Raw genomic sequence first — 21032 nt, 5'->3', positions numbered from 1 at the left:
TGTTCAGGTCGCAGCGCCGCAAGGTGTAAGAGTTCGAGTCTCTTCATCCCCACCATCAGGTATCAAGCTAAGTCAAAAAAGACTTTTAATTGAAAACATTCAATGCTTGGCTGGTGTTTTTGGAAATTTAAGCCCAATGTAAATTGGCACACTAAATGGGGATGTGGCGGAATTGGTAGACGCACTGTGTTCAGGTCGCAGCGCCGCAAGGTGTAAGAGTTCGAGTCTCTTCATCCCCACCAAATTTTAAAAAGCAAGGCGCTATGCCTTGCTTTTTTTATGGCCTGAAAAAAGCGGCCTGAAAATAAAAAACTGAGAAATGACAGAAGCCTTCATCTGCGCCATGATGATCGGTTCAGGCATTAGCTTGCATCGCTTTTGGCTATTCAGGGTAGAGTTCTGCTTTTTATCTGCATCCATGCCGCACTTGCGTCTCCGAAGCTGATTTTACTCAGTTTCTTTAATATAGATATCGCTAAATTCTGAAATTTTTTTAAGCACTGCCTTGCGCAGCGGATAAAATGGCCATAGTTTGAATAAAATCTGGAATTGCAAAAAATAAAAAGCCGGTCAATTGCGCAGCTGACCGGCATTAGGTATTTGAAAGCGGTGTTTTTAAAAATCCATTTTTCTCGATCAAAACTTGGGCCGGCTGTTAAGCTTTTAAATGGTCCTCAAACTCTTCGCCCAGCTGCATAGCTAAAGCATTGCCTGAAAGGTCGCAGGTGACCAGTCCATATTCCTTTTTAAAACTGAAGCTGAACCCCTGATTATCTGCCAGGGTGCGGACATTGTATCCTAACTTTTCCAGCCAAAGCCGGAAGGCAATAAGGTTTTTGGCTTTAACTACTTTCTTCACGAGCGAACTCCTTATTCATATTAAATATTTAATAGGGATGCTTAAATATTTTTTAAAGGGCAGAATTCAGATTTTTAATAAATTTATTTATTTTTGCGTGAAAAACAAACTGGCTGAGGCGAATTGTCAGGCTGTAATTTTACTAAATTATTGATTTTGTTTTAGATGGATATAATGTAACGAATTATGATTTATTTTTGACAGAGGCCTATGGGCAAAGCGGAATGGTGATCACATTTGGATTGTAAGGAAATGTGCTTGCATTGGGCCATGCTTAGGGGTGCTGAATTTGCCACTGTAATTCCGTTTATTTTGTATTTTAAAATTAATTAAAAAAATTCAAATGATTATTTTTAATTATTCAATTGCTGTTTTTTTGACTGAACAAAGAATCATACAATTTTTCCTAAGTAAATAAAATCATTGTATATATTTTGAAGAAAATTAAACACTGCTATAATGTGCTTAGTTTAGCTTTTTATATTGATTAATGTTAAATAGTGCTTCTATTTTTTTGGGGTGGTAATGTTAAATAATACTTCTATTTTTTTTGGGGCGGTTTTGGGGTTAGCGCTTTCGAGCACAGTTGGGGCTGCTGCTGTAAGCGTTAAAAATGATCGGTTGGGCTATCTGATTCAGCGTGTGGATTATCAGCGCATAGATGCTTCAATTGAGAAATCTGAAAATCAGCTTTTGGGGCGTGCAAGCTGGAATATTCAATGCTGGGTCAAGACCGGCGAAGACACCAAAATTTGCACCATGCGCAAGAACCATATTACGGTCATGCGCATGAATGATCATTACAGCTTGAGTGTCGGCATGAAGCCTGAAAAAAACTCGGTTACTGTGCTGAAAGTGGATGATAACAGCCCTTTGCAGGCGCGCGAAGGCTTATACCGTGACGCGCAGCCAATTATTGACCAGTTCAAGCGCGGCTCTGAAGTCAAAACCGAGTTTAAAGCGACAAATACTGCTAAAACGGTGATGAATCAAATTTCACTGGTCGGCTTTACGGATGCTTTTAATGACATGCAGCAGCAGTACAGCAGACTGGACAGCTTTGATCCGCTGCGCAAGCTCTAAGGCGCTGCTGGCGCCATTTGGCAGCGCGGGGCGCAATCCGCTTCTCAGCTGCTTAATTGCCGGCGCGCCCGGCAGACGCGTTCCGTATCGCTGAACAGAATCCATATGTCCGAAGCAAAGGAGTTTGCTGTGTGGCATGGCTGCATGCTTTTCCGGCTCGCAGCGTATTTAAAACATTTAAAAATTATCTTTCCATTCTCTCAGGCGCTGGAATTCTTCAGCGCTGTCTGCGCGGATAAACGGGTTGGTTTCCAGTTCTAGCTCAATGGTGCTGGGCAGGGTGCATTGCCCCAGCATGCGCTGGGCTTCGACCCGGTCAAAGCGTTCCTGAATTGCAAGATTGTCCGGTTCAGCCTGGCGCGCAAACTGCGCATTGGACAGGGTATATTCATGCGTGCAGTACACTTTTGTGCGCGCCGGCAGGGCGGCCAGTCGGGAAAGTGAAGCATACATTTGCTGATGCGTTCCCTCAAATACGCGGCCGCAGCCCATGGCGAACAGCGTATCGCCGCAAAACATGATATCCAAAGCGTCGATAAAATAGACAATGTGGCCAAGGGTATGCCCCGGAACCGCAATAATATCCACATTCAAGCCATGAAATTCAAACTGGCCTTCATCTTCCAGCGGCAGGCTGATGAAGGGAATTTTACTCAGTTCACCGCGCGGGCCATAAACCGGAATATTGCGGCTGATGATCAGTTCCGGCACACCGCCAATATGGTCTTTATGCCAATGGGTCAGCCAGATTTGCGCCAGCTTCAGCTGATGCGCGCTGCAGTACTGCTCGACTAAGCCGGCTTCGGTCGGGTCAACCGCAACGACTTCGTGGGAAGCCTCGTGCTCCAGCAGCCAAATATAGTTCTGCAGTGCATTTTTGACGTCTATGCAGTGAATTTTAAAAGACATAGGGCAAACTTCTGATCAGCTTTAAATTATCTTTTAAGGTAGCATGAATTGATATTCATTGAATATATTGCAGTCACTGCTGTGCATTGCAGCGGCGCGCGCAGGAATCCCGAGCTTATTATTCTGCAGCGTCCTCGTCCACAGCGCTGACCGCTTCGCCAATGGTGTAAAACTGGCCGCCTGCCACATGATGCAGGCTTTTCCATTCATCGCCGGCATCCGGATAATGCCAGCGCCCGTCACGGAAAATGCGCTCATCAGCATAGGCGCCAATGATTTTGCCGATGAATAAATCATGCGTCTGCTGATTATGCGGTTCCGGAATCAGCTCGCATAACAGCCAAGCCGCGCAGCCTGCGACCGCAGGAATCTTGGAATGCGGAAAATTGAATAACTCCACCCCGCATTGGCGCAGTTTTTCCGGCGCATCATGCAGGCTGATCATGCCGAGCGCATAGACCATTTTCAGCTGCCTGAGCGTGGGCACCTGCAGCGCAAAGCAGCCGGAATTTTCAATAATTCCGCGTGTTTTTGAACTTTTATCCAAGACTACGGTCACTTTGGCGGGGCTGAATTCCAGAGCGCAGGCCCATGCCGCGGTCATTACGCCAGTGTCCTGATGGTCTTGGGCAGAGACAAGAACCGTCGGGCCATGATTCAGCAGGCGGTAAGATTTTTCTAATTCAACGGGCAGAAGATGATGAAGCATGATATTGAGCCTGTGTATCTTTAAAACTCGCCGGAATCCGCCATCCGGACACGAAATATACAAAAAATGAATGGAGGTTAATCTATTGAATATATAGACATCGTCATTACAAAACAATCATAAGCAGCCGCTGGAGTGCAGGCGTATAATATAAAAATGAGATTGAAGGAAAGAACATGAACATGCCGGTCGTGCTGAATATAGCCATTTTTATTGCGCTGTTAATCTTGCTTGCGCAAACACATAGAACGCAGTGGAGCCTGTCGAAAAAAGTATTTGCAGGCCTTGGGCTAGGGGTGGCTTTCGGCTTGGGGCTGCATGCGTTTTACAGCGATTCGCCGGCTGTTTTAGCCGAGTCGATTCAATGGTTCAACATTGTCGGCAACGGCTATGTGAAGCTGCTGCAAATGGTGGTGATGCCGCTGGTCTTTATTTCTATTCTGGGCGCAGTGGTGCGCCTGCATGATGCCAGCTCTTTGGGCAAAATCAGCTTTTTAAGCATCGGCACGCTGCTCATCACCACGTTTATTGCGGCGCTGGTCGGGGCGGCTGTGACCAACCTGTTTGGGCTGACAGCTGCCGGGCTGGTGCAGGGCACGCAGGAAACTGCGCGGCTGGCGCAGCTGAACGCAGACTATATGGCGAAAGTGACTGACCTGAATGTGCCGAATTTTGTGCTGTCATTTATTCCAAGCAACCCTTTTGCTGAGCTGACGGGCGCCAATCCGACCTCCATTATCAGTGTGGTGATTTTTGCGGCGCTGCTGGGCATGGCGGGCCTCCAGCTGATGAAGGACGATGCGCCTAAAGGGCAGCGCGTGCTGGCGGCCATTGAAACCCTGCAGGCTTGGGTGATGAAGCTGGTGCGCCTGGTGATGCTGCTGACGCCTTATGGCGTATTTGCCCTCATTACCAAAGTGGTGGCCAGTTCAAAACTGGCGGATATCCTGAATCTCGGCGGCTTTCTGGCTGCATCCTATGTCGGGATTGCGTTGATGTTTGCCGTGCATGCGGTGATTTTAGCGCTGACCGGTATTAATCCGGTTAAATTCTTTAAAAAGGTCATGCCGGTGCTGGCCTTCGCTTTTACCAGCCGCTCCAGCGCAGCCAGCATTCCGCTGAATATTGAAGCGCAGACCCGGCGCATTGGCGTGCCGCAGTCGATAGCCAGCTTCTCGGCTTCGTTTGGCACCACAATTGGCCAAAACGGCTGCGCGGGGCTGTATCCGGCCATGCTGGCGGTGATGGTTGCGCCAACGGTCGGCATTAACCCGCTGGATCCGCTGTGGATTTTAACTCTGGTTTGCGTGGTCACCCTCAGTTCAATTGGCGTTGCCGGCGTTGGCGGCGGGGCGACCTTTGCAGCACTAATTGTCTTGCCTATTATGGGCTTGCCGGTCACGCTGGTGGCGCTGCTGATTTCGATTGAACCGCTGATTGACATGGGGCGCACAGCGCTGAATGTCAGCGGCTCAATGACCGCGGGCACGGTTACCAGCCAGCTGCTGGGGCAAACTAACAAGACAGTTTTTAATCAGGATGATGTAGATTTAACGCAGGTTTAAAGCCACAATCAGAACGCACGGTTAAATTTTAAAAGCCAGTACTGCAGTATTGGCTTTTATTTTTACAGATGATGAATAATGAAAAATCAGCAATCAGGACTGAAAAAACAGATGAAAATGTATCAGGTCGATGCCTTCAGCGCGCAGCTTTTTAAAGGTAACCCCGCTGCCGTGATTGTGCTGGATCAATGGCTGGATGAAGCTTTAATGCAAAGCATTGCCATGGAAAACAACCTGTCCGAAACGGCGTTTGTCAAAAGCCTGCATGCGGAAAGTGACGGTGAAAAAACTGATGGTGAAAAAATTGATGGCGAAAGCTATGAAATCCGCTGGTTTACGCCGGCCACGGAAGTCGATTTCTGTGGCCATGCCACGCTCGCGGCCAGCTATGTGCTGTTTAAGGACTATACTGCGGCCAAAACCATTCAATTTCATGTGAAGAATTTAGGCATATTCACCGTTCAGCAGGCGCAGGACGGCAAAATTAAAATGAATTTCCCCATCCGGCGTGCAGAAGCTTTAGCGGCCTATCCCGATTTGCTGAGGCAGGCGCTGAGCAAGCCGTTCAAGCAGGTGTATTTAAATGCGCAGGCTTATATTGTGGAATATGAAACGGTGCAGGATGTGCTGGATGAGCAGCCGGATTTTGAACTGCTGAAGCAGCTGGGGCGCATCCGCACAGCCATTACCGCATCTGGGCATGGCGCAGCTATGGATGTCGCAATTACGGCTTTGGGCCAGCAGTATGACTGCGTATCGCGCTATTTTGCGCCAGCCAACGGCATTAATGAAGATCCGGTGACTGGCTCGATTCATACCGGCATTGCGCCGCTCTGGGCGGAAAAGCTGGGCAAAGCAGAATTGCTGGCCTATCAGGCGTCTGAGCGCGGCGGAGAATTGCACTGCGCCATACTGGAAAATGAGCGCATTGAAATTTCAGGCTATGCCAAGCTGTATATGCAGGCTGAAATTTATCTGGATGCAGAATAAAATCTCCGCCCGGAAAATAGTCCGCCTGTGAGGCTGCCTGCACAATATCCGGCAGCATCTTAAAAAAAACACTTTATATAATGAGAATCATTCTCTAATATTGTCAGCATAACAAATTTACATTCTTTATTATTGGAAATATCAAGTTCATGCGTTTTAAACAGCTTACACTTTCACTTTTTTTTCTCGGTTTCAGCGGTGCGGTTTTTGCTCAGCCTGTTTTAGTTAAAACAGAGCAGAACATTGAAGAATATAAATTAGACAACGGTTTCCGCATCATTCTTGCGCCTAACGATAAAGAAAATAAAATTTTCATGAATACGGTGTATATGACTGGCTCGCTGAATGACCCGCAAGGCAAGGGCGGCTTGGCGCACCTGCTGGAGCATTTGGCGTTTAAAGGCACGCAGAATGTCAAAGGCGAAGAATTCCAGCGCCGGCTGGATCAATACACTTTATCCACCAATGCCAGCACAGATTACTATTCAACCAAATACACCAGCCTGATCCGCCCGGAACAGGCGGCGATTGATGCCGTGATTCATCTGGAAGCGGAGCGCATGGATAAGCTGGTGCTGCAGGAAAAATACGTGCCTTCAGAAATCGCGATTGTAAAGCGCGAGCGCGAAGTGCGCCTGGATCAGCCCTTTGCTGTCTTGATTGAGCAAATCTTTAAAAGCGCATACGGCAATCAGCATTTAGGCCGCCTGCCGATTGGCGATTTGAAAGAGCTGCAGTCGATTAATATGCAGGAGCTGAACAAATTCTACCGCAGCTGGTATGCGCCGAATAATGCGGTGATGGTGCTTTCAGGCAAGTTTGACAAGGCTGCGGTGCTGAAGCAGATTGATGCGCAATTCAGCCCAATTGCTTCACGCGCCGTGCCTGCGCAGGCTGCAGTGCCTAAACTGGACGGCAGCAAGATTAAGCAGCGCCAGTTCAGCGTGCAAAAAGGCAGTGACTTGGCCAAATTCAATATTTATTTCAATGGCGCAGATCAGCCGATCGTGCCTGCTTTGTCGGCTTCTCCGGCGCTGTATACCCTGGAGCCGAGCGGGCATTTATATCAAAGCATAGTCGAAACGGGTTTAGCGACAGGCACTTCGGCTTCGACTTGGCTGGACCGCGACTTTAATCTGGTGTTTATGGGCGCGGTTTATGCGCCGAACCATGACGCTGCGCGTGTGCAGAATGAACTGAACAAAGGCGTGGAGCAAAGCAAGGATTTTAATGAAACCGAGCTGAACCGCATCAAGGGCATAACCCGCAATCAGGCGGACAGCATTAAGAATAATGCGGCGGCTTTAGGTTCGCGCCTCAGCGATTACTATGTGGCGCGTCAGGGCGACTGGGCGCAGTATTTCAAGGATTTAGAGGATATTCAGAAGCTGACGCCGGCAGATGTAAATCAGGTTTATAAAGCCTTTTTAAAGCCTGAGCACCGCATAACCGGCGATATTCTGCCGACGCCGGAAGAGCAGAAAAAGGCGGTAGCGCAGAAAAAGCCTGAACCTGCAAAAACACTGGATCAGCAGGCGGCAGCAGAGGAGCCGCTGAAGGATGCAAGCGTTTATAAGGCTGAAGTGAAGCAATATGTTCAGCAGTCCAAAGCCTATCTGGAGCAAAAAGAAAAGCAGATTCAGCGCGGCAAGCTGAAAAACGGCATTCAATACGCATTATTCCCGACGAAAATCCGTGACGATAAAACTTATGCATCGATTGATTTAGATTTTGGCACAGCACAGTCGCTGATCAATAAAGATGTGACTTTAGATCTGACCGCTTATTTGCTGTTCCGCGCTTCTGAAGGCAAAAGCCTGCAGCAGATTGCCGACAAGATTATTGAATCGGGCGGGTCAGCCAGCGTCAGCGCCAGCGGCAATGGCTTTAACATTCAGATTTCTGCCAAAAAAGATCAATTTGAAGACTTCTTTAAATATTTCCTAGACGCGATGAAAACCCCTGCCTTTGAGCAGGCGCAGTTTGATTTGATTAAGTCGCAAAGCCTTGCAAGCCTAGACCGCCCATATACCGAGCCGGATACCGTGGCTGCTTTAACGCTGGCGCGCTTAATTGAAACGCATCAGCCGGGCGATTTGCGCTATCACTTTGAACCAGAGCTGGCGAAGCAGCAGTATCAGGCCGCTACGCGTGAGCAGGTGCAGCAGCTGTATCAGCAGTTCTTTAAAACCAATCATGGCCAGATTGCCGTGACTGGCGAATTTGACGCCAAGCGCATGCAGAAACTTTTGAAAGCGGAATTCGGCAGCTGGAAAACGGCGGAGCCTTATGCGCGCCTAAGCGATACCTATACGCCGTACAAAGCGCAGAAAGTGCATGCATTGTCAGAACAGCGCGAGTTCGGCAGCTATCAGGCTTTATTGACTGTTCCTGTAGGCAGCGATAATCCAGACATGCCGGCGCTGCAAATCTTCCGCCATATCTTGGGCGATTCGCAGCTGTCTTCGCGTTTGGCGCAGGAACTGCGTGAAAAGAACGCGCTGGTTTACGGCTTTGGCGCAAATATGAACTTTGACAGCTGGGATGAATCCGGCGCGCTGATGATCAGCGCCAATTATACGGCGGGCAAATCTGCACAGGTTTCGCAAGCGGTGCATAAGGTGCTGGCGGAAATGCTGGAGAAAGGCGTGACGGAGCAGGAATTGGAGGCGGCCAAAGCGGCCATGCTGAAAAAACGCGTTACCGCTTTGGAAGATGAGCGCCGCATTCACAGCATGCTGATTCCGCAGCTGGAAAAGGGCCGTAATTTGCTGGAGCGTGAAAAGCGCGATCAGAGCATTGCAAAACTGACCAAGGCCGATGTGGACGCTGCGATTAAGAAATACATCCGTGTCGATCAGCTGGTTGAAGTGATGGCGGATCAGTATGGGCAGGCGCAGGCTGCTGTGAAAAAGTAACTCAGCTTGACGGCAAAAACGCCTGAACAGAAAGAGCCAGTCAGCTGATTGACTGGCTCTTTATTTTTTAAAGCGGTCAAGGCTATTCGATGTACGGCAATGTCATCCGCAGTTCTCGGCAGAGTTTTGCCACCTTAAATTCGAATTTGGAGTTATTGCTGTTCTTTTGCCTGCGCAAAGGCGTTTAAAGCAAAAATGAGGCAGAGCAAGCGCTGAAACTTAAGCGCGCATAAATCCTCTGATTTTTATCAAAATTGCAATCTATAGAACTGTTTTTAAAATATATTGACTATAATTTAAAAAGAAAATGCCAGTCAGTTTCTTAACTGGCCGGCATTCAAAGCCCCGCAGGGCTTTTAGAACTGGGCGCTTAAACCCCCAGTTTTAAAGATCAGTGCTTGTGGTCATGATCATGGTCATGCTTATTGGCATGGAATTCTTCATTGTGGCGGAAGCGCAAATAGTTCTCGAACTGCTCGCAGTATTCATCATAGTTGTCTTCCAGCATCATCTGAAACTGCTGCATCACATAGGACATGACCTGATCTTTAGCATCACGCATTTCATCGCCGTCTTTAAAGCCGTTGGCGGCGACCCAGGTATTGAAGCGGGCGGTAGCGAACAGCATGGCTGCGCTGACTTGGCCGCGCATTTCGGCCGGCTTGACAGAGGCGCCTTTTTCAACACGGCAAAAATCATTGGCTTGCTTGATAAATTCATCTGCGCGTTCAAAGAATGCCGCATTTAACGCTTCTTCTTCGGTAACATCGGTTGCTTCAATCTTTTGAACCATGAATTTTTCCTGACATGAAAATCTTAAAGGCTAATTATAGGCAAAGCCTTGCAGAAACAAAACCATTGACTTAATCTAAAAATAGCCTAAGCATAAATGGAATCCTTCATGCAAGATGCAATTGCGGTACAAAGCTTAAAAAGCGACATCGCTTTGCTGCGCCAGAATATCTGGCCGCCGGCAAATTTAGCCAATGTCGAAGGCCTGCCGATTTATTACGGCATTCAGTCCGAAGTCGATGAATATTATAAGCAATGGGCTGGCCTGATTGAGCGGGCGCAGGAGCTGTTTCAGCCCTTTATGGAAGATGAGGCCATCGACGCCGTGCATTTGCCCAGCCATTTGAACCTGCCGCTGTTTTATTTTCATGTCGACCGCATCCGCATTAATAAAACCCGCGCCAAAGAGTCCAAAACCTTCCGCGGCATTACCAGCCTAGTGGAAAAATGCGGGAAGTTTGAAGCCGGGGAAACCGCCGCCATGCATCATTGGCTGGACAGTGATGACACCGCAGTTTTGGTTGCGCACCGTGAGTTTATTGACCTGCGCACTTATGTGTTCCAGTACGGGCAAAGCGAATATACCCGGACGCGGTTCTATGTCAACGGCATTGTGCTCAGCGTTGAAGATGACTTTAAGCTGGTGGATGCGCGCGACAAGCCCCGCAAGCAGCGCAATGACAGCTACAGCGACCCTCTGGCGGACAATAATACCTGGAAAGTTTTCGGCAAATACCGCTAGCTGAGATATCTGCAGCGAATTGGCTGGCAGATGAAATGGCCTGCTGCCAGTAGAAGCAAGCTGATGCAGACCGGAAAAAGCTAAGGGCTGTCCTGCATTGCTATGACGGAAAGCGTGCGTAATCCTTGCCGCACGCGGGTATCCTAAGCTTGCTCTGCTTAACTATGGGGAAGCAATATGAGGGCAGCGCCATCCAGCTGCTACTGCCAGAAGCACCGCGCTTGGCAAAATGCGGTTAAATCCTGCTGAATCTGCTGTTCGATATGATGCTGTTCCGATGCGATCCAGCCCAGCACAAACCAAGACTGCGGACGCTGGCCGGTGTCTTGTTCAAACAGCGCATGCGCTACAGTCAAGTCATTAAAGCGGCCGAGGCTTTCCTGCAAAGGCTTCAGCGCTTTTAAATACGGCTTCATTGCGCTTTGCGGATAAAGCGAGGCAATAAATTCCACGCTGTAGCGCAGGCGCTTGACGCGTTTGCGCAGGCGGTGCTTTTCTTCAGCCTGCAGCTGCTCAAATGTGCTTTCCGCTTGGCAGATCTGCTGATGCATTTTATTCAGCTGCCTGCGGCTCTGCTTTTTCAGCTTGCTTTTGCCGTCTTGCGGCTGATGCGAAAATTCAATCAGTTCAAGCAGCAAAAGGGTAGTTTTGGGCGCCCTGAACAGCGCGCTGATATCTTCTTCAGCCGCTTCGGCCTGCGCGGGCAATTCTGAAACAGGCGAGCCGGCCAGCTGCAGCTGCGGAATTAAGCTTGCTGCCAAAGCATCGCGGTCGCGGGTTGCGCCCAATTGCCTGAACAGTTCGGCCAGCTGATCCTGCCAAGCCTGTGTATCGCGGCCGGCCCATTGGCCAAAGGTTTTCAATGCGCTGCGCATGCGCCGTATCGCGACGCGCGCCTGATGCACATGGCCGGCTTCATACTGCTGGCCGGCAATTGCGCTGGAATTCGGCAGCAGATGCTCAAGGCAGTTGGCGATGATTTTTGCCAGCGCCGCGCCAACATGGTCATCCGCATGCAGCGTCAAGCTGTTTTGATACTGCACCGGCGCAGCCTGAAGCGCTTGTTGCAGCATTTGGCCCTTTAAGGCTTTGCTGCTGCTGTCCAGCCAGATCTGGTATTTTTCAACCCACGGCTGCACCGCCTGAATCAGCTCATGAATGCTACCTTGCTTGAGTTCAAATTCAATTTCATTCACTGGCGCGCTGCGCTGGCTGGCAATGATTTCGCCTTGGTCAAAAGCCAGTTCAATTTCGCTGTCCGCAATTTTCTGGATAAAGCGCTGGCGCTGTATGCGGGTTTCAAACTGAAGCTGCAGCGGGCTTTGCGGCTGAAGCAGAGGCTCCAGCAGCTTTTTTAGTTTCGCATCCTGCAGGTACATTGCAAGGTCAACAGCTGCGGGTTCCTGTTCGCCCAGCTCAGATTCTATTTCTATGCGTTCAATGGCATTTTTCGGTGCTTTCAGCGTCTGCATCCAGGTGTGATTTTCCAGACGCTGCCGGAGCGCAATTTTTCGCTGCCGCAGGCAGCAGTCTGCGGTATCGAAATATTTGGCCTGAAGCTGTACAGTTTCAGGTTTTTTACGCTGAAAGGCGAGGCAAAACGCTTTGTGCTTTTGTGCAGGAATTTGAAATTTAAGCTCAATTTCTGACATAGGGAAAGCCTTGCGTAGACGAGGTCACAAAGCTGACTATAAAGCAGTTTGCTTAAAAAATAAACACAAAAGATCGGCCCTGCAAGCCGGCTGAAGCGCCTGCAGGAGCGCGCGGCATTACTTTAAAAACTTCCGGCTGACCAGGAACTGCTCGGTCGCTTCCAGCAGCTTCTGCGCATAAACTTCCTGCTTTGCGGTCAGCCAGCCCAGCACAAACCAGTCGCTGGCTTCAAGTTCGGTCTGCTGAATATAGGCGGCCGATGAGGCTAAGATCTGATATTCATTGGCCGCCAGCTGGGCATCATTCAGCGCCTTGCTGTATTTCTGCAGATTTTTGACATCATAGATTGAGGTTAAAATCGGGAAGCTGAATTTCAGCTCCTGAATTTTTAAAGCCAGTGTGTCCAGGCTTTCAAAGTCCGCGGCGGTGGCGCCATGCAGGCTTTCCTGCAGGGCTTTATACTGATTCTGCAGGGTATTTTGCGCAAACCATTTCAGGTCATGCGGCTGCGGCTGGTCATCCGTATTCAGGCTGAACATCAGCAATTCTAAATAGTGATGCACATTCAAGGTGGATTTGACCAGATTCTGCAGCTTTTCCTTGGCGAAAAGAATGTCCTTGGCCAGATTTTCCGAAGTTGTGCGGTTCTGCAGAAAGGCGCCCAGCGTATTCTGCATATGCTCAAAGTGCTGCAGCTGGCGGAACTGCTGCCTGAAGGCTTCCAGCTGATAGCCCCATTTGTCTGAAATATCCGCATTCCAGTCTTTAAACAGCGACAGGGTCAGCTGCAGATGATGCAGCGCCTGCTGCGCTTCATCAATATGCGCCTGTTCCGCAGTCTGTGCAGACATGGCGGCGATATTCGGCAGCAGGTGCTGCAGCTGCTGCGCCACCAGCAGGCGCAGGTTTTTATTGGCCGGGTCTTTTTTGCTGAGCTGGAATTCCTTGGCTTTGACTGCCGGGCTGGCCGGCTGCTGCAGCGCCAGCAAATTGCCCAGTTCAGCCTTGCTGCGCACATCCAGCCACAGCTGATATTTCTTCACCCATTCAGCGCTGAATGCCAGCAGCGCCTGAATTGAACCGCTTTTCAGCTCAAACTCAACTTCATGCACTTGCTGTTCCGCTTGCGCAGTGCGGATGCAGCCGACATCCAGGCTGACTTCAATTTCCGCATCCTGAAATGCAATGACGCGCAGCGTGCGGACAATATCGGTTTCAAACTGCAGCTCCAGCTGATCCTGCCGGCCGCCCAAGGCATCCTGCAGAATAGCCTGCGCCTCAGGGTGCTGGCTATAAACCGTCAAATCCAGATCGGGCGCCTGATCCAGCTCGCCTAAATCCAGATTGTGCTCAAAGCGCTCGATCGGGCTTTTTCCGGCAGCCTTCAGGGTTTGAATCCAGCGCGCGCCTTCCAGCCGCTGGCGCAGGGCGGCATGCTTTTGCGCCATCAGGCGCTCAGCGGTGTCGTAATACTTGGCTTTCAGTTGAAGCTGCTGTGATTTTTTGGGATCAATCGCCTTCAGCAGCGCGGCGCGGCGCGCTTCGGGAATTTGAAATTTCAGTTCAACTTCAACCATGGGGATATCCTAGTTTTTAGCGCGCTTTGCCGCTGGGAACAGCGCATCGTGAGCGGAGCATCATGCTGCTGATAATGTTCTGGCGCAGAAAAAGCGCGTGCAATTTTTAAAGTCCGATTTTAACTAAAAACCAAATGCATGTAAGGCTTGACGGCGCATTAAAGCCGGTTAATTGCGCAGAGATTGGCAAAACCGCTTCCAGATAGGCAGTGCCGGCATGGCCTGAAGCCCGCGTTCAGCACGCTCTTGGCGCTGATCTGACCCGCCTTTTCACGGCCTGAAATTTGCGCTATGGTGTGGAAAAAACATCAGGATGATGACGATGAATGCTCAAGCGCCAGTTCCGGCGGATCAGCAGCCCGAAGCGCCCGCCGCAATGCCAATTGAAAAGTATGCGGATTTTTACCGTTTTTACTTAACCGAGCACCGCAATCTCATGAGCCGCCGCCTGCATGTTGCGGGCAGCGCCATTGGCCTATACTTTTTTTCTAAAGCCTTGCGCCAGCGCCGGCCCAAATATTTTCTTTACGGCTTGGCTTCAGGCTATGCCTGCGCATGGGCCGGCCATTTTATTTTTGAAAAAAATAAGCCTGCCAGCTTTAAGCAGCCGCTGTACAGCTTTATTTCCGACTGGCGCATGCTGGCCGATGTTGCGCGCGGCAATTTAAGCCTGCTGGAGCGCAGCCGGGATAAAATTGACAGCTGATGCCGGATGAAAGCGCTGAAGATCCGCCTTAACCGGCGGATTTTAATTTTTTGCTGAAATATAATCAGAACTTAAGCGCTAAGCTGGATGAATGATATTGCATTTTTAAAGTTATTGTTCTAATAATATCCCTGTTGAATTCAAGATGATTGATTTTAAAGTTTTCCAAGCCTAGAGCGACCTTCTCTAGGCTTTTTTTATTGCATGGAATAATAAAATATTGCCAGGCCAATGATTTGAAAATAGAAAAATTCCGGGGTGAATGATTTAAATAGGGCAGGCCTTTTGATGGTTTATACGTTTCCCCAGACGCTTAACATAAACCATCAAAAGACCCAATCTTGCGCTGATTTGATTATTATTAAGTATTTATCGTTATGCATGTCATTTTACGTTTTTAAGGCTGCCGCGCTATCCCCAGAATTGGGTATTTTTCTAACAAAAGCAGTAAAAATCAGTTTATTTGATGCAAGCCGCTGGCTAGGCAGCGCTGCGTTCTATTTCACTTGAGAAGTGCATATTCTTGGCCCGGTTCCGCGCAGTTCAGCCTATAATGGCCCTAAGTTTGATTCAGTGATTTGCAATATGCGCGGTTTATACCTTATTACCAATGATGATCCTTTGGCTGTGCTGCTCCCGAAATTGGACGCCGCTTTGGCGCCGGGTGCAGTTAAAATTCTGCAGTACCGCCGTAAAAAAGTGCTTAAGGCAGATCAGCCTGATGAAGTGGAGCAGATCAAAGCGCTTTGCGAACGCCATCAGGTGCCGTTTGTGATAAATGATGACTTGGCGCTGGCCGCGCAGTTCGGGCTGGGCGTGCATTTGGGCCAAAGCGATGGTGAAATCCGTGACGCTGCGCAGGGCTTGCCGCCGGATGCCATTATTGGCCGCACCTGTGAAAACTCAATGCAGTTGGCTGAGCAGGCGATTGCCGACGGTGCAACTTATGTGGCCTTTGGCGCCATTTATGCAACCAGCACCAAGCCGGACGCGGGCAAGATCGGTTTGGAGGCTTTAAGGCAGGCTTCCGCCAAATTTGACCTGCCGATTTGCGCCATTGGCGGCTTAACAGTTGAAAATTCAAGGATCGTGCTGGAGTCTGGCGCAGACCTCTGTGCCGTGATTAGTGATATATTAGGCAAAACAGCCGAAGCTATTCCCGCGCGCGTTCAGGCATGGGCGGACTTATTTGAGCAAACGGCATAAACGCTTTTATTTTATTACTTTTAGATATTTCAGTTGAGTTATTTCATGAGCTTATCTCCAAAGCAAGAACAATTGTTTAAACAGGCCAGCAAGCATATTCCTGGCGGTGTGAACTCGCCTGTGCGCGCGTTTAACAGTGTGGGCGGGACGCCGGTATTTATTGAAAAAGCTCAAGGCGCTTATCTTTATGACGTAGACGGCAAGCGCTATGTGGACTATGTCGGCTCATGGGGGCCAATGATTCTGGGCCATGCGCAGCCGGATATTATTAAAGCGGTGCAAACTGCTGCTGTAGACGGCTTAAGTTTTGGCGCACCAACGGTGCATGAAACCACGCTGGCCGATATTATCTGTGAAATTATGCCGTCGATAGAGCTGGTGCGCATGACCAACTCAGGCACTGAAGCGACCATGACAGCTATCCGCCTGGCGCGCGGCTATACAGGCCGCGACAAAATTGTGAAATTTGAAGGCTGCTATCATGGCCATTCAGATTCGCTTCTGGTGAAAGCCGGTTCAGGCCTGCTGACCAATGGCGAAGGGGAAGCGACTTCTGCGGGCGTGCCGGCGGATTTTGCCAAGCATACTTTAACCCTGCCGTATAATGACATTGCAACTTTAAAAGAATGCTTTGCTAAATTCGGTTCTGAAATTGCCGGCGTGATTGTTGAGCCGGTTGCAGGCAATATGAATTTGGTGAAGCCGGTAGACGGTTTCCTGCAGGCCATCCGCGATGTCTGCGATGAGTACGGCTCAGTCTTTATTATTGATGAAGTGATGACCGGTTTCCGTGTTGGCTTGGGCGGCGCGCAGGCGCATTACAATGTTAAGCCGGATTTGACCACACTGGGCAAAATCATTGGCGCAGGCCTGCCGGTCGGCGCATTTGGCGGCAAGCGCGAAGTTATGGAATGCATTGCGCCATTGGGCAAAGTTTACCAAGCGGGCACGCTTTCCGGCAATCCGCTGGCGATGCGCGCTGGTATTGAAATGTTCAAGCATCTGCGCCAGCCGGGTTTTTATGAAGTCCTAACAGCTAAGCTGGAAGGCTTGCTGTCTGGCCTGCAGGCAGCTGCGGATGAAGCGGGAATTGCTTTTAAGACTCAGCAAGTCGGCGGCATGTTTGGCCTCTACTTTACCGATCAGGACGACATTACCAGCTTCGACTCCATGCTGAAATGCGATGTGGATGCATTCCGCAAGTTCTTCCACGGCATGCTCAGCCGCGGCGTGAATCTGGCGCCTTCAGCCTTTGAAGCAGGCTTTATTTCCAGCGCGCACAGCGATGAAGATATTGCATTTACGATTCAAATGGCGAAAGAAACCTTTGCGGAAATGAAAGCCTAAAAGCGGTTAAGCTCTTTAAGCTAAGGCCCGCAGCATGACGCTGCGGGCTTTTTTAGTTTCATGTTTTTTAACTTTGTATAATGGCAGGCGATTCAGGCCTTTTTAGCGTAAGTGAATTAAAAACCGAAAACTTAAAAAGAATTCCTAAGCTAAAGTTTATAAAAGCGTGGAGCTTTGCTTGAATAATAGGCGTGGAACGTGAATAATCATTAAAACGCCGTTCCAGTGCGCTGAACTTTGGAACGGTTTTGACTAAGAAGTTGATGTAGAAGTGAAAATTTCAAGAATTTCGCATAACGTGTATTATGTTGATTTTAGGAATTCTTAATTTTAAATTATTTCAAACCTTCTATTTGTTTTTTGAGGGATTTTTAATATGTATCACACACAACAGATTCAAACATTACTTAGACATGTTTGGAATCCTTCACCTTTTTTTTCTAATAAAAACATAGTGCATATCGCTGATCAACTATATGAAATTATAAAAAATCTTGGTGATATAAATGACATAAGTGATGTTTTAATGAATATCTCGATTAATGAATATAATGGAAATATTTCATCAGAAAAATGTATGCAAGTAGCTACCCAAATTATAAATTTTTATGGTGGTTCACCTGTAAAAACCGATTTTGGAAAAATGAGGTTTTCAATAGGGCAGTATTATACTTTTTTATCATACAAGAGTATGAAAGAAGATTTAGAAATTATATTCAATATGACTTTAGCTGGTGAAATAGTTTTAGATCCAAATGAACTTCCATTAAAGGGAGAAGAAAAACACCAATTAATCAAAGTAATGCAAGAAATTTATGCTGATAGATTAATCATTAATAATGACAAAAATTCTGCATATATAAAGGAAAATTTATCTTTTTGGTAATAGATTTATTATCAATATTTTTAATTTTCCTATTAAAAAAGGCTCCATTTAACATAATGGCTGTTATACGAAATGCAACTGTAAACCCAAAGTAGAAATGTCCGGTTTCTCTCAAGTAAAAATTTCCGCTTTCAGAATACGCACTTGTGTAATTTTCTTAGCGGACAGTTCATACTGATATACCAGCCATTTTTATGGCTCTATTTCTTGGCTATTTGCTATTTTTGATCAGCTTAAAAGTTAAAGAATAATTCTATGAAGAAATTAATATATATCAGTTTATTATCATTTATTTTAACATCGCTATCTTTATTTTATCAAAGAAATGTTCCTGTTAATCGTATAGTTGTAGATAAAATTGAGGAAGTAGATAGGCTTGCAGGAGGATTTCCTTTTGTATTTTTAATTGATGGAGATTTCACATCACCTGGTAATGATATTAGTGTGTTCTTTATTTTTTGGGATCAGGATGAATTTCTTCTTAATTACTTTATTTTTGATTATTTATTTTGGCTTGGCTGCCTTTGGGTCTGTTACTTATTTATTCTGAAGGTAAAAGGTAAAAGGTAAAAGGTAAAAGGTGAAAGGTAAAAGGTGAATAGTGAATAGTGAGGTCTAGAATATTTATAACAATAGGAATCTTACTTATAGGTCATAGCACATTGCTGTGCTTTATCAACTCACCCGCGACCTAAACTGTCCCCAATTTCTGCGGATAACCCTTGGAGTGAAATTTAAGCATGTGTGTACGCCTAGGCGCACACAAATTCAGGCCCTTTGCCTCTAGGCACTCTAATGCTTATTTCTTATGATAGGGACATAGAGAGCAGGATGCTCCAAAGAATAACAATAAAGATCAGTACAAGGATTGTGAGGTATGACAGGAGTTATACCTAGCGCAGTAAATACGAAAAACCCCGACAGGATGTCGGGGTTTTTTATTCATATGTGCTTTTTGCAAGGTTATACAAATTTTCAATCATATTTGAAATTCTTTCCTGATTTTTAACAAAAGAATTATCTTCAATATATTTTTTAATATCATAAAGCGTATTTTTTCCATATTCCAGTACCATAACTTGCCGGCTAATCATGGCTATTTTTTTATCAATTAATTGATTGGAAATAATATTACATGTTTCAGAAGGAGGTTTTTCCTCAAGTTCAATCAGCTGCTTAATTTCATCCAAGCTGAATCCAATTGTTTTTAAACTGATGATCAACTTAACTTTTTGTTCATGTATGTCATGATAATTCCTATATCCATTGGCTAATCGATCAGGGATTAGTATCTTGCGCTTTTCATAAAAGCGTAAAGTATCTAATGAAATACCGTGCTTTAGAGAAAATTGGCGTATATTCATCCAGCTATCCTTATGATTTTATTTTAGATATTTTACAAGTGTCTTTGTCTAATGTATGAATTTCAGCATATTGTTTGAAGGATTGGTTCATTCTCTCAAAATTCAATTGCGCAGGTTGAATAACAAAATAATTTAAAATAGGCACAAGCAGCCCATTAAAATCTTCAGCCTGAATGAATTGAGTTGTATTGGCGTCAATTTTAGTAAAAATAAACTGATGCCGGCCATTAAACAATCCATTTATATAGAGTTTACCCTCCCATTCTAAACGGTATTTATCAAGTGCTTTTACCTCTGGCTGCATTTGAAATTGCACATTTTTGTTTTCATCATATAAATCTACAATAATTCGTTGGCCTGCATGTGTGGGAAATCTGTCAAGAGCAAATAAAGTATTCCATTCCGGGTGGGATGAAATGCATGTGAATAGTTGCCAAACATGCTCTATTGGCTGATTTATAACAATCTTTGTTTCGATTCTTTTATGTTTGAATATAAATAGAAAAAACAAAAGCAGTGCTGTGATCGTAAAAACTGTGTTCATAACATAATGTCTTTATTGCTCAATAAGGCAATGATTCTAAGATTGGAGCTTACTCCAAGCTCAAGGAAAATTTTAACTTGCAAGCGAACGCTTATCAGGGTTTCTTTAATATAAATCTCTTATACGGAATCACGCTGTTAGAACCCAATAAAAGTGCCTGTATCGCCTCTGCTGCAAAGCAAATTCAAGCGCTTTACAGCAATTGCCGCCGGCTGAATTTTAAAACAGGGCCAATTGAAAAACTTTTTACCGCCAATCGGAAAAAACATGCGCAATTCGGGCTTTTCGCATTGTATTTCTTGGCTAAGCTTTTTATCATTGCGCCCTTATTTTCGCGATTGGCCTGGATTGAACATTGAATAGTTTTCTGACAGAACATCTGATTCATCGTGATGAAGATTTTATGGTGATTCATAAGCCGGCCGGCTTGCTCACTGTTCCAGGAAAAACAGCAGATCTGCAGGATTGCCTGATCAATCGCTTAGTGAAAGAAGAACCTCAGACTTTATTGATTCACCGTCTGGACCGCGACACCTCAGGTATTTTGGTTTTTGGCTTGTCAAAGCTGGGCCAGAACCGCATCTCCCGCCAGTTTCAAGAGCGCCAAACCGCTAAAACCTATCAGGCCATTGTGGCCGGGACTTTAGAAGGCGAAGGCACTGTTGATGTGCCTGTGGTGTATGATCCGACGCGCCCGCCGCTGCATATTGCAGATCCTGCGCATAACAAGCCCGCGCTGACGCATTGGCAGGCCCTTGAGCATTTTCAGATCAATGGCGCTGCCGTGACGCGCGTTAAGCTGACGCCTATTACCGGCCGCTCCCATCAGCTTCGCGTGCACATGCAGTATTTGGGCCATCCAATTGCCGGCGATACTTTATATGCAGATGAGCAGCAGCAGGCCTTAATGCCGCGCTTATGCCTGCATGCAGAGCATCTGAGTTTTCAGCATCCGAAAACAGAGCAGGCCGTAGAATTTACCTGTCCTGCGCCATTCTAGAAAATACCCTTGAAACATTCGAAATGAGCCTCACTTTTTAGTGGGCTTTATGTCAAAATACATTGCTATTCAGTGCGGATTTTTGCTCAAATATCAAACACTATTTGGGCCTGAAATTTGCAGTCCTTACTTAAGATAAAGGTGGAAAAATTGCAGCAGTTTGCTATTGGTCAACGTTGGTT

At 47.0% G+C, this 21032-nt stretch carries 20 protein-coding genes and 1 tRNA gene; 13 read left to right on the top strand and 8 right to left on the bottom strand.

The genetic code is table 11. From position 1 onward, the window contains the following. Positions 1–157: 157 nt before the first annotated feature. Positions 158–242, top strand: a tRNA-Leu gene (locus RSA72_RS08750). 413 nt (positions 243–655) lie between these two features. Here RSA72_RS08750 and RSA72_RS08745 read toward each other — a convergent pair. After that, positions 656–859 carry a hypothetical protein gene (locus RSA72_RS08745; protein ID WP_332623776.1) on the bottom strand — a complete coding sequence of 68 codons (204 nt, stop codon included), beginning with the start codon at positions 857–859 and terminating at the stop codon, positions 656–658. Between the two features lie 525 nt (positions 860–1384). On the opposite strand from RSA72_RS08745, the gene RSA72_RS08740 reads away from it, so the two are divergent. Continuing rightward, the gene (locus tag RSA72_RS08740; protein ID WP_332623777.1) at positions 1385–1942 is read left to right on the top strand and encodes a hypothetical protein; all 558 of its coding nucleotides are present in this window, start codon (positions 1385–1387) and stop codon (positions 1940–1942) included. A gap of 177 nt (positions 1943–2119) precedes the next feature. Here RSA72_RS08740 and gloB read toward each other — a convergent pair whose 3' ends face one another. Both gloB and RSA72_RS08730 read right to left on the bottom strand, forming a co-directional pair. Next, on the bottom strand, positions 2120–2851 hold the full coding sequence (gene gloB, locus RSA72_RS08735; RefSeq protein ID WP_332623778.1) for a hydroxyacylglutathione hydrolase: 732 nt from the start codon (positions 2849–2851) through the stop codon (positions 2120–2122). Between the two features lie 118 nt (positions 2852–2969). After that, positions 2970–3560: a flavin reductase family protein gene (locus RSA72_RS08730; RefSeq protein ID WP_332623780.1), complete on the bottom strand. Its 591-nt coding sequence runs from the start codon at positions 3558–3560 to the stop codon at positions 2970–2972. Positions 3561–3736: 176 nt separating this feature from the next. Between RSA72_RS08730 and RSA72_RS08725 the strand changes: the two genes are divergently transcribed. The 3 genes from RSA72_RS08725 to RSA72_RS08715 all read left to right on the top strand — a co-directional run bounded on the left by RSA72_RS08725 (position 3737) and on the right by RSA72_RS08715 (position 9033). Next, positions 3737–5125, top strand: coding sequence for an L-cystine transporter (locus RSA72_RS08725; RefSeq protein ID WP_332623782.1), 1389 nt, complete (start codon positions 3737–3739; stop codon positions 5123–5125). A 111-nt stretch (positions 5126–5236) separates the two neighbouring features. Further along, positions 5237–6115, top strand: a complete 879-nt coding sequence (locus RSA72_RS08720; protein WP_332623785.1) for a PhzF family phenazine biosynthesis protein — start codon at positions 5237–5239, stop codon at positions 6113–6115. A gap of 149 nt (positions 6116–6264) precedes the next feature. Continuing rightward, positions 6265–9033, top strand: coding sequence for a M16 family metallopeptidase (locus RSA72_RS08715; RefSeq protein ID WP_332633027.1), 2769 nt, complete (start codon positions 6265–6267; stop codon positions 9031–9033). Positions 9034–9424: 391 nt separating this feature from the next. Here the strand turns inward: RSA72_RS08715 and RSA72_RS08710 are convergent, their stop codons facing one another. Then, a complete protein-coding gene (locus tag RSA72_RS08710) occupies positions 9425–9826 on the bottom strand; it encodes a DUF3144 domain-containing protein (RefSeq protein ID WP_332633026.1) in 402 nt (133 codons plus the stop codon). A gap of 108 nt (positions 9827–9934) precedes the next feature. Between RSA72_RS08710 and RSA72_RS08705 the strand changes: the two genes are divergently transcribed. Beyond that, positions 9935–10567, top strand: coding sequence for a hypothetical protein (locus RSA72_RS08705; RefSeq protein ID WP_332623661.1), 633 nt, complete (start codon positions 9935–9937; stop codon positions 10565–10567). A gap of 200 nt (positions 10568–10767) precedes the next feature. Here RSA72_RS08705 and RSA72_RS08700 read toward each other — a convergent pair whose 3' ends face one another. Both RSA72_RS08700 and RSA72_RS08695 read right to left on the bottom strand, forming a co-directional pair. Continuing rightward, complete coding sequence (locus RSA72_RS08700; protein ID WP_332623663.1) at positions 10768–12219, bottom strand: CYTH and CHAD domain-containing protein; 1452 nt, start codon at positions 12217–12219, stop codon at positions 10768–10770. A 117-nt stretch (positions 12220–12336) separates the two neighbouring features. Then, positions 12337–13797 (bottom strand): CYTH domain-containing protein, encoded by a 1461-nt coding sequence (locus tag RSA72_RS08695; protein WP_332623665.1) that lies wholly within the window; start codon positions 13795–13797, stop codon positions 12337–12339. Between the two features lie 322 nt (positions 13798–14119). Between RSA72_RS08695 and RSA72_RS08690 the strand changes: the two genes are divergently transcribed. The 5 genes from RSA72_RS08690 to RSA72_RS08670 all read left to right on the top strand — a co-directional run bounded on the left by RSA72_RS08690 (position 14120) and on the right by RSA72_RS08670 (position 18512). Continuing rightward, the gene (locus RSA72_RS08690) at positions 14120–14503 is read left to right on the top strand and encodes an Mpo1-like protein (protein ID WP_443098261.1); all 384 of its coding nucleotides are present in this window, start codon (positions 14120–14122) and stop codon (positions 14501–14503) included. Between the two features lie 585 nt (positions 14504–15088). Then, positions 15089–15709: a thiamine phosphate synthase gene (gene thiE / locus RSA72_RS08685; RefSeq protein WP_332623666.1), complete on the top strand. Its 621-nt coding sequence runs from the start codon at positions 15089–15091 to the stop codon at positions 15707–15709. Positions 15710–15754: 45 nt separating this feature from the next. Next, entirely contained in the window at positions 15755–17056 is a 1302-nt protein-coding gene (hemL, locus tag RSA72_RS08680; RefSeq protein ID WP_332623667.1) for a glutamate-1-semialdehyde 2,1-aminomutase, read from the top strand. Positions 17057–17432: 376 nt separating this feature from the next. Then, on the top strand, positions 17433–17942 hold the full coding sequence (locus RSA72_RS08675) for a hypothetical protein (RefSeq protein WP_332633024.1): 510 nt from the start codon (positions 17433–17435) through the stop codon (positions 17940–17942). 255 nt (positions 17943–18197) lie between these two features. After that, positions 18198–18512, top strand: coding sequence for a hypothetical protein (locus RSA72_RS08670; RefSeq protein ID WP_332633022.1), 315 nt, complete (start codon positions 18198–18200; stop codon positions 18510–18512). Between the two features lie 368 nt (positions 18513–18880). Here the strand turns inward: RSA72_RS08670 and RSA72_RS08665 are convergent, their stop codons facing one another. After that, positions 18881–19306 (bottom strand): MerR family transcriptional regulator, encoded by a 426-nt coding sequence (locus tag RSA72_RS08665; protein WP_332623617.1) that lies wholly within the window; start codon positions 19304–19306, stop codon positions 18881–18883. A gap of 10 nt (positions 19307–19316) precedes the next feature. Beyond that, entirely contained in the window at positions 19317–19850 is a 534-nt protein-coding gene (locus RSA72_RS08660; RefSeq protein ID WP_332623618.1) for an SRPBCC domain-containing protein, read from the bottom strand. 77 nt (positions 19851–19927) lie between these two features. Between RSA72_RS08660 and RSA72_RS08655 the strand changes: the two genes are divergently transcribed. After that, entirely contained in the window at positions 19928–20209 is a 282-nt protein-coding gene (locus tag RSA72_RS08655) for a hypothetical protein (protein WP_332623619.1), read from the top strand. Beyond that, positions 20206–20850: an RluA family pseudouridine synthase gene (locus tag RSA72_RS08650; protein ID WP_332623620.1), complete on the top strand. Its 645-nt coding sequence runs from the start codon at positions 20206–20208 to the stop codon at positions 20848–20850. Before RSA72_RS08655 ends, RSA72_RS08650 begins: the two co-directional genes overlap by 4 nt. Positions 20851–21032: the final 182 nt, after the last annotated feature.

The sequence above is a fragment of the Acinetobacter sp. genome (genome assembly GCF_036659555.1).
GTDB lineage: Bacteria > Pseudomonadota > Gammaproteobacteria > Pseudomonadales > Moraxellaceae > Acinetobacter.
The sequence above is the reverse complement of the archived record's forward strand: the minus strand, read 5'-3'. Positions and strand labels throughout refer to the sequence as shown.